At 45.6% G+C, this 10,000-nt stretch carries 6 protein-coding genes and 1 pseudogene; all 7 read right to left on the bottom strand.

What is annotated here, in order from left to right:
* Positions 1-799 (bottom strand): annotated as a pseudogene (locus LDL40_RS12900) (NAD-glutamate dehydrogenase domain-containing protein); the annotation flags it as partial.
* A 227-nt stretch (positions 800-1,026) separates the two neighbouring features.
* A complete protein-coding gene (locus tag LDL40_RS12895) occupies positions 1,027-3,345 on the bottom strand; it encodes an MMPL family transporter (RefSeq protein ID WP_300995785.1) in 2,319 nt (772 codons plus the stop codon).
* 1 nt (position 3,346) lies between these two features.
* Positions 3,347-4,372 carry a YCF48-related protein gene (locus LDL40_RS12890; protein WP_300995784.1) on the bottom strand — a complete coding sequence of 342 codons (1,026 nt, stop codon included), beginning with the start codon at positions 4,370-4,372 and terminating at the stop codon, positions 3,347-3,349.
* A 76-nt stretch (positions 4,373-4,448) separates the two neighbouring features.
* Positions 4,449-5,810, bottom strand: a complete 1,362-nt coding sequence (locus tag LDL40_RS12885) for a DUF1329 domain-containing protein (protein ID WP_300995783.1) — start codon at positions 5,808-5,810, stop codon at positions 4,449-4,451.
* A gap of 20 nt (positions 5,811-5,830) precedes the next feature.
* Positions 5,831-7,975 carry a DUF1302 domain-containing protein gene (locus LDL40_RS12880; protein WP_300995782.1) on the bottom strand — a complete coding sequence of 715 codons (2,145 nt, stop codon included), beginning with the start codon at positions 7,973-7,975 and terminating at the stop codon, positions 5,831-5,833.
* 303 nt (positions 7,976-8,278) lie between these two features.
* Positions 8,279-8,500 carry a DUF2835 family protein gene (locus LDL40_RS12875; RefSeq protein WP_300995781.1) on the bottom strand — a complete coding sequence of 74 codons (222 nt, stop codon included), beginning with the start codon at positions 8,498-8,500 and terminating at the stop codon, positions 8,279-8,281.
* A partial coding sequence (locus tag LDL40_RS12870) for a DUF3458 domain-containing protein (RefSeq protein ID WP_300995780.1) occupies positions 8,500-10,000 on the bottom strand: 1,501 nt, incomplete at its 5' end. The genes LDL40_RS12875 and LDL40_RS12870, both read right to left, overlap by 1 nt.

Genomic DNA, 10,000 nt, shown 5'->3' with positions numbered 1-10,000 from the left:
GCGAAGTAGAACGGCGCATCAAACCTAAGGCGCTCTCGTTGACGCCTTCAATTTTGTGATCGCCTTCCACAGCTTTAATGCGGTATTCCCGATAGCCCAACAAAGTGAAGTTATCTTTTGCCATCCAATTCAGGAACTCTGTTGCTTGCTCCAATTCTGTTGGATTTATCGAACCAGCTTGTTTGGGCAACTCAGCAATCACCTGCAACAATTTGTCCCTGGTAGGTTTCCAATCCTGCACAGCTAAAGACACGTCTTCCATCACAGACTGCAATTCAGAGGTTAACGCCTCTATTGCGGCTTTATCTGTCATGCGATCAATTTCTATATGGAATACGGTTTGCTCGGTGCTGGCTTGGTCCACAGTACCTAACTTAAAGAAATCTGTGATGTCGTTTTTATCGTTACGAAGTGTTTGCAAAGGATAATGCAACAACAAATGCGCAGTGATAGATTGCCGGCTTAACGCCATCCGCACTGAATCCACTAAAAACGGACTATCTTTGACCACTATTTCAACAATAGTGTGTTTGGACTCCCAGCCATGTTTCGCTATTTCCGGGTTAAAAACACGGATTAATGCTTTTGCGTCCGTATGACCGTTAAAGCTTTGCCATAAACTTAATGCAGCGCCATACAAATCGCTGTCATTACGACCAAACAAATCTTCATGGGACATATTGCCGTACAGAGTGTGGGCAAATTTTTCGACCAGTTCTACCTGATCTTTGACTTTAGAACGAATAAGTTTACTTACATTTTGTAGTAGTACAGAAGGTTGACCGTCTATCAGTGCCATTTTTGTATCCTTTTTTGAAACCTCGGCCTACTTAGACCTGGTTTGCTTACATACAGAGCGTGTCAGGTGCGAAGTTTATTGAGTATTGACGGGCTTTTCGAGCTTTATTTATGTCTTTGTAACTGGTTGTACCAGAATAAAAATAGCTGATTTGACAAGTTATTCATCCGCTTTAAATAGAAAATGGCCTTACGGCCATTTTCTTGTCTAAACATGCAGTTTTTTGACTAGTTATTTTTTCGCCAAAAAAAGGCAGCAAGTGCCGGCAACACCAAAACTGCACCCAACATATTCACTAAAAACATAAAGGTCAGCAGTATGCCCATATCAACCTGGAACTTCAGCGCTGAAAACACCCAGGTACTGACACCTATCGCCAGCGTAATACCAGTAAAGAGTACAGCACTACCTGTCTCTTTTAACGCTGTGAAATACGCCTGACGCAGTGGCGTGCCATCACGCAGCAACTGCGTCATGTTCGACAGAATATAAATGCCATAATCAACCCCTATTCCTACACCCAGCGCTATTACGGGTAGAGTTGAAACAGTTAAGCCAATTTCCAGCTTGGTCATCAAGGCAGTTGCAAGAACAGACACCACATAAAGCGGCACTATCACTGCGACGGTGGCTTTCACCGAACGGAAACTAATCAGGCACAAAATGATAACAGCACCGTAGACATACCACATCATTGGAGTCTGAGCCGCATCTACTGCTTCATTCGTGGCGGCCATCACACCTACAGGTCCTGAAGCTAACTTAAATTTCACTTCATCTGTACTGAGCGCAGCACCAGCTTTTTTCGCTGCAGCAACCACAGTTTCAATAGTCTCAGCTTTATGGTCGTTTAAAAACAAGATCACAGGCATCACTGAACAATCACTATTGAGTAAACCTGTACTGGTTTCGACCCTACTGGAGGATTGCACCAGACTTTCAGTTGTTCGAGGCAAGATTTTCCATTTCACATTGCCTTCGTTGTAAGCCGCATTGATGGTTTTAGATACCGATGCCAGCGACACCGCTGACTGAACACCAGGCACGTTCTCCATTTGCCATTGGAACTGGTCAATCCTATTCATCACATCATGGAAAGTACAACCATTGGCAGGTGTCTCAACCATCACATTGATGTAATCAACGGAAATAGCATATCGGTCGGTGATCAGGAAGGTATCCTGGTTGTAGACCGAGTCTTCGTGCAATGCTGGTGCGCCCGGATGCAAATCACCAATTTTCAAATGTGCGCTTTGATGCCAGCCCAGGCCAAACAGCGCTGCAGTCGCTACTAATATCACCAAAGCATATTTGGGAGTGGCAAAGGACGACAGGCTATACCAGAACTTCTCAATACCGGGATGAGGAGTCTGAACCTTCTGTTTATATTTGTCGCTGAATCTGACATAGGACATCAGTACAGGTAACAACACCAGATTAGTCAGGATAATAATGCCGACACCTAAACTGGCGGTAACGGCTAGTTCACGGATAACGCCAATTTCAATAATCAGCAAGGTTAAAAAGCCAACTGTGTCTGACAACAAAGCGATGCCACCAGGGATCAGCAGTTTACGAAAACTGGCTTGAGCGGCGGTTTTTGCATCCATTCCTAACGCAACGTTTTTGCCAGTCGCATTGATCATTTGCACGCCATGGCTAACACCTATTGCAAACACCAGAAACGGTACCAGAATAGACATAGGGTCAATGCCAAATCCTAATACGGTTAACATCCCCATTTGCCAAATCACCGCAATCAAAGAGCAAACAATAGGCAGTAGTGTAAGCATCACTGAACCACTGAACAAATAGACCATAATGGCGGTAATGACTATGGCAACAGCAAAAAAAGCTAAAACGCCTTTAGCTCCATCAGCCACATCACCTACCATTTTGGCAAAACCTATAATATGTACAGTCAAATTCTCGTTTTGATACTGGCCACGCACCTGCTGCTCAAGCTCCGCCGCAAATTTAATGGTATCGAGTTTTTGCTGAGTTTCAGGGTCTACTTCCAGCAATTGAGCTGTCACCATGGCACAACTGAAATCGTCTGCCACCATCCGCCCAACAATACCGGCTTTTTCCACGTTGGATTTGACTACAGCCAAACCCTCTGGTGTTGGAGAAAACTCGGCTGGAATAACAGGACCACCGGCAAAACCATCTTCGACCACCTCAACAAAACGCGTGCTGGGGCTATAAAGAGATTTCACCAGACTGCGGTCTACCCCAGGCAGGTAATAAATCTGATCGTGGATTTTTTTGAAAGCTGCAAAAAAGTCTGGGTTAAAAATATTGCCTTTGGCATCACACACAGACACCAGAATATTATTAGCCCCCCCAAAATCCTTAGCGTGCTGCATATAGGTTTGCATGTATTCATGCTGCAAAGGGATATTCTTGGTAAAAGCAGCGTCCAGCTTTATTTGGCTGGCTTTAAATAATAAAAACAAAGTGGCAAGTACAAAAAGTACAATCACAGCTGGTCTGTGACGGAACAATGCCGTCTCACAGCTCGTTACAATTCGGTTCAGACTCATGTTATTCCGACTTCTTGATTGCTAAGGTTCGAATTCCAGCCTCTGTCACTAATACAAGCTGACCTTTGACTGCGATGGCATTCAAAATGGCTTTACTGTCTTGAGTTGGTACAGCGGTAAAACTGGCTCCATCATCGCGGCTGACCAACAAAGTACCGGCGTTTCCTGTCAGATAGACATATCCAGCATCATCTGTCAGCACACTGTTCAGTGTCGCTGTCTGATCAAGTTTAACTTGTTGCCAACTTTGACCTAAGTCAGTGCTTCTGAACACATGACCGCGTAAACCTGCAGCTATCAGAGTATTTTTCGCAGTCATACTTAAGCCAAACAAAGAGCCATTGTAAAACTCAGTATGGCGGGTCCAGCTTTTACCAAAATCGGCACTTGTAGCAAAAAAGCCGGCTTCACCAATCAGATACAGTACGTTGTTGTGCTGATAAATACGGTTAAAATGGGGCAAGACTGAAGCGCGTTCTTCCAGATAGGCAGCCGGATCGCTGTCTTTAAGCTCTGTTAAGTACTCTTGATCTTCAGCACCAACCAACTCCAGATGAAACTCATCGGCCCAGGTTTTACCACCGTCTGTTGTACGGTAGAACATTCCATAAGCGCCCAGGGCTATACCGTTGTTCGCGTCTGAAAACAAAATATCAAACAAAGGTTTGTCAGTTTCAGGTTTAAATTGCTGTAACTGCCAACTTTGACCACCGTCTTGTGTCGCGATGATAGTGGCGTCGTGCCCTACGGCCCAACCATGTTTTTCATCGATGAAATACACTGAAGTTAACAAACTTTGCACTGGTGTCTGGATCTGAGTCCAGTGAACAGCATCATTGCTGACCAATAAATGGCCTCGGTCACCAACAGCAATGTACAGCTGATCATCGACGCGGATCATATCGGTCAAAACAGCCTTAGCTGCCAAAGGCATCAGGTAAGAGGGAGAAGGCAAAACCGCCGGCTCAGCCTGAATTTGTGTAGTCAGCAGCAGCGCTGCGACAGAGGATAAAAGTTTAACCATCATTAGAGTTTTCACTCAGCTGCAATTTAGAAACAAAAACGGTTGGCATCAAGCCAACCGTTTATTAGATGTTGACAGATTAACGGGTACCTTCACGACGCAGCGCCGCTGGCGTAAAGTCGTTATCTGTTAACTGCACAGAGAAGTCATACATCTTGTCTTCGTTGTCCAGACCAATCGCAATATAACGACGGGTGTTCAGGTCGTGGAAAACTTCCAGCGTACTCCAGTGCGTGGGTACTTCGTAGTAGTTCAGACCATGTGCTACTGCAACACGGTATAGCTCGCCCCTGTTGTCGTACAGATCCGCTACATGAACCTGCCAGCTATCTTCGTCAATGAAGAATACACGTTTACCATATACGTGGCTGGTTCCACTTTTCAGGTTGGCTTCAACCACCCATACACGGTGCTTTTCCCAGCGTACATAATCAGGATTAATATGACCTGGTTTGATCAGGTCCGCATATTTCACATCTTTGCTGTGTAATTTATAGCTGTTGTAAGGGATATACAGCTCTTGCTTGCCAATTAACTTCCAGTCATAGCGGTTTGGTGAGCCGTTAAACATATCGAAGTCATCTGTAGTACGCAGACCATCGGACGCAGTACCTGGCGCATCATAAGCTACGTTAGGCGCACGACGCACACGGCGTTGACCTGTGTTATAAGTCCAGGCCTGACGAGGAGTTTTTACCTGATCCATAGTTTCATGGACCAACAGAGCTGTACCTGCCAAACGAGCCGGCGTAGTGACCGCCTGCTTAAAGCGGAACAGAATATTTTCTTTTTGTAATGCTTCGATCGTGGCATCAGGTGCTGAATATTTGAACATAATTTGTTCATCAAAACCTATAGTCACGAAATCGCCGTTGGCGGTAGGTGCAACCTGACCACCATTACGACTGGCTGCCACACCACGGAAACGCAGGGTATGGTTCCAGATCGCTTCTAAACCGTTTGATGGGATTGGAAATGGAATACCTATAGCAGCGTTGACTATACCGTTACCACCTTCTACCAGCTCAGCACTTCCGGCAATTTTTTTAGTCGCATCGTAAACGTACTGTGGGTAAGAAGCAGTACGACGCGTCTGGTACACATTCATTTTGTAGCTGTCCGGGTAAGCTTCAAACAGCTTGATCTGCCCCGGACTTAACATATTTTTATATTGAGCCAGGTTAGATTTATCAATGGTAAAGAGTATCTTGTCGTCAGCAAATGGATCCGGGTGGTGATCACCTGGTTTATAACCAGCAGGAGCTGATTTTATGCCACCTTCCCAGGCTGGGATACTGCCATCGGCATTGCCGGCTTTTTCAGCACCAAGAGGTGTTAAATCTGCCCCCAAACGGGCTACCTGGTCCGGAGTTAATTTCGCAATAGCACCACAGCTAACTACTAGCGCAATAGTGGATGCAATCAGGGTGAGTTTTTTCATAATGGTTCTCGCCTCGTCCCTTAAATAGAGTATTTAATGTTAAAAGATACAAAATCACGGTCAGCTGTATTGTTCGTTGTGCCTACACCACCCCAAAAGGCGTTGTAAGAAAACTCTGAAGACCAGCGGTTCAGATAATCAAATGCGACAGTGTAACCAACAGATTTTTTGTCCTTAGAGAACATAAAGAGTGGGTCAGGCGTGATACCGTTCACGTCGTGTGAAAACACCACACGGTGCGACATATTGACACCAGCAAACACGTCGTTGAAATCTGCTTTGGCTAATAAACGGTAACCCCATGCCGATGCAGTTGGGAAAGGATTGGTTTCAGCACCATTGGACAATGCCGTATGAACACCATCTTTGCTGACCAGCGGACCGCCGTTAATAGTTCCCAACAATGGACCGCCACTACGATCTGTATTAGGTCCATTTAGACGTAACACCGACTGATCCGGCATATCGTTAATTTTGATACCGCCCACTTCAGCCAGCATAGTGAAATTGTCTGCAATCCAGGTCGGACCAAATAAATGTGTCACTGTAATTTGCGCCTGAGTGGTATCAGACAAAATAAAACCCTGAGCAAATTCACCAGGTCCAACTTTGTTGCCGTCATAACGGCCAATCTGACTAATACCTTCAAGTTCAGGACGTAAACCCGCGTTTGCCAACTGTTCCGGCATACCGGCATACAGAATTTCTACGTCATCAATTTGCAACGGTTCATCCTGACGGTAAGCAAGTTCACCGGCAACAGAAGTTCCGTCCACTGTAGTGTTAAAGCTAAAACCATAAAGCTTAATGTCTTCCGGATATTGGATTAAACCTTTGGAAAATACATCCAACTCATTGATATTATCTTTATTGATCTTTCCCTGATTCGCAGCCAGATAAGCCAAAGACTGGATCACGCCCAATGGTTGTCCATTGGCATCCACACCAACACGAAAATCTGAAGCTATACCTGAAATCAACGGAGTACGGCTATGGTAATTCATATGGTATAACGCAAATTCGGTATCATTCAGCTCCGGAGAAAAATACTCCAGTTTAATACCGTACTGACCGCCGTCTTCTGGTTCAATCTCACCAGCTGAACCTTGCGGTCTTAATGTTACTTTAGTGGAGTAAGCCAGCATCGCATTGACTGCAGCAGCACGCTGTGCCGCTGTTGAAGCCGGGTTAGTCAGCGCACCTAACAAGGCAGGAGCACTTTGAGACAACTTATTCATTTCGCCCACCAGAAAATCCAGGTCAATATCTGGATTACCAGCAAAACCTAACTGGATGTTCTGGTTGTAACCACCTTTGCCAGCGAAGTCGTTAGTAGAGAAATAAGAGCCAGGTACAGGCAGATAACTGTTTTCCCACTCGTACTGATAAAACACTTCGGCCGTTAAGTTTTCAGTAACACCTAACGAAGCCCAGGCCATACCAACTGGAATGTAGGCTTCTTTTAATTCGGCGCCAGGACTGCGCGCCACGCCAACATCTATAGGTGTGATATTAATACCATGCTGGATAAAAGTACTTTCACCCCAGCTTAATACCTGTTGCCCCACTCGAATTGACAGTGGATTAGCACCATCATTTAACGCAAAGTTGCCGTAGACATACGCATCCAACAAACGGACATCACGACAAGCCAGATCTCTGGCTTCGTCATCAGCACAAGGATCCACTTTGTTACCGGACAGAGGATTGGTATAAGCCCCCTCATCGTCCATCAATGCTGAGTCATAGAAGTACGTGAAACGGCCAAAAAAGCCAAAATCACCTTTGGCAATTGATAACTCGTGAGTCCCCCTGAAGACTTCGGAAAACATATCGCCGCGGTCATAGTTTAAATTACCGGCATCACCGTTACTCGAATAGGCGCCAGGCTGAGCCCAGATTTGTGCGCCTGTATAAATGGGGTTGGTAAAAGCGCTGTAATTAGTCCAGTCAAAACGTGGATGGTTAACCTTACTGATGGTATCCCAGTTACGGTCTTCAGCACGCCAGCTGGCACCGTAAGAAAAGGTCGAGTCAAATACAACTTCTACATCATCAAAACTAAAAGTGGCGGCCTGAGCACTAGTGGCCGACAAGGCCAATAATGCAGAAGCAACACCCACAGCTAAAGTACTTCTGGCGAAGGCACCTGGCTTAGTATTCATTCGTTATCTCCCCCCCTGTCCCTGCAGGTATTTTGTTATTTTTTATTTTGAGCCAACCAACTGCTCGGAGGTCAGCTTGTATCGAAGAAATCATTACATCATTTTGATCAGGGCGCAAGGCTTGCGATCCGTCAAATCTGTTGATTTTTATTCAGTTTTTTCCCTTTAACACCTCTTCAGCCCCCTACATAAACTGAATCCGGTTTGACCAGTTGAACAAAGATCAGCTAACTAAATGAAAATAATAGCTAAAGTGGCAGAATTTGCTCATTTTGTTTTAAGTCAGCGTTTTAAGTAATAACTCTAATTTATTTTTTCCAAAGCAGCGAACTTACCCTGTTCGGTCAAAGTTAATACAAAGCGAGCGTTCACCCCAGAATGGCTGATGTAGGGCCTGAAATGCCGCAGAGGCAGTTGCACTGTCTGACCGTTGTCAGCCTGGACCACAACGTCTGTGTAGAGCCCCTGATAAAAGGCCAGGCATTGATCTACATCCAGCACCAATCTGAATTTATACTGTCGCATCAACTTAAACTCTTACTCACTTTCTCATATAAATCATTACTCAACTCATTCGCCAACATACTTTGCAACACAGCTTTGATCTGCTGTTGCCTGGCGCTTTGATAACGTTTCCAGGATAACAATGGCGTCACTAAACGCGATGCTACCTGCGGATTAATTCCATCCATTTTCAGCACTACCTTTGCCAATACCTGATAGCCCCTACCGTCTTCCGCGTGAAACATGGCGGGGTTCTGCTGATAAAAAGCACCAAATACAGCACGCACTCTGTTCGGATTCTGCCAGCTGAACTGCGGGTGAGCAGTCAGTTGCTCCAGAGTCTCAAAAACACTGGGTTGCGGGTAAGAAGCCGATAAATTGAACCATTTATCTAACACCAACACATCGGAGTGCCAGCGCTGCTCAAAGGTAGTCATCAATTCCGCAAACAAAGGGTGCGACGCACTACGACAAGAACGCAGCACGGCCAACTGGTCCGTCATATTGTCGCTTTGTTCATATTGTCGGCGCAAAATTTCATCCTGCCCCGCTACACGGGCAAGATAATGCAAACAAACTGAGCGTAAAGCTCGCCGGGCTACTTGTTGCTGCTGGTAATGATATGGACTCAACAGCAAGTCTCGGTACCGTTGCTGCCACTGTTCCACCAGCTGCTCTGCCAATTGCTGCTCAAAACTGTTTAATACCAGGACCAAATCCTGGACTGGTATCTCATCAAATTGCTCAGCCACCATGTCGTACGAAGGCACTGTCAATAATTCAGCAGTGAAAGCCAAATCGTCCAGTGGCTCAGCTAATAATGTTCGATAGAACTCAAGCAAAGCAGCAGGTAACTGATAGCCTGCGCCGCAACTTATTGCTTCAATGGCTGCTTTAACCTGCAGTTGCCAAAGTTGTTGAATGGCATCCCAGCGTGCTACACCGTCTTTCGCATCACGAGCTATCAACAACAGTTCGTTCAAGCTGTATTGGTACTGCAATTTAACCGGCGCTGAAAAATCTGCTAACAACACTGGTACCGGCTTTTTAGTCGCAGCAAAACTAAACTCCTGCTGAGCTTCAGTCATCTCTAAAAGATAGCTATGACTGATTCCATCACTCAATAACTCAAGCCTTATCGGCAATAACAAAGGCTGCTTTTCGGCCTGATCTGCGGTTGCAGGAGTGTGTTGCTCCATCAATAGCTTAAATTCACGCTTTTTGGCATCAAACTGGCTGTACACTTTTAATTCCGGTGTACCAGATTGCTGATACCAGCGTCTGAACAAGGTTAAATCACGACCATTGGCATCCTGCATAGCATTGACGAAGTCGTCGCAGGTCACTGCCTGACCGTCATGGCGCTTGAAGTATAAATCCATGCCCTTTCTGAAACCGTCCTGTCCGAGCAAGGTGTGCAGCATACGAATCACTTCGGCACCTTTGTCGTACACTGTGACTGTGTAGAAGTTGTTCATTTCCAGCACTTGCTCTGGTCGTATGGGATGCGCCATAGGGCCA

It is taken from the genome of Rheinheimera sp. (assembly GCF_020217005.1).
Taxonomy (GTDB): domain Bacteria; phylum Pseudomonadota; class Gammaproteobacteria; order Enterobacterales; family Alteromonadaceae; genus Pararheinheimera.
This window is presented reverse-complemented; position numbering and strand designations above follow the sequence as displayed.

What these genes read in the sequence shown, in the direction of transcription:
- LDL40_RS12895 (WP_300995785.1), bottom strand. Translation starts at nt 3,345, where the DNA reads ATGAGTCTGAACCGAATTGTAACGAGCTGTGAGACGGCATTGTTCCGT.
- LDL40_RS12890 (WP_300995784.1), bottom strand. Translation starts at nt 4,372, where the DNA reads ATGATGGTTAAACTTTTATCCTCTGTCGCAGCGCTGCTGCTGACTACA.
- LDL40_RS12885 (WP_300995783.1), bottom strand. Translation starts at nt 5,810, where the DNA reads ATGAAAAAACTCACCCTGATTGCATCCACTATTGCGCTAGTAGTTAGC.
- LDL40_RS12880 (WP_300995782.1), bottom strand. Translation starts at nt 7,975, where the DNA reads ATGAATACTAAGCCAGGTGCCTTCGCCAGAAGTACTTTAGCTGTGGGT.
- LDL40_RS12875 (WP_300995781.1), bottom strand. Translation starts at nt 8,500, where the DNA reads ATGCGACAGTATAAATTCAGATTGGTGCTGGATGTAGATCAATGCCTG.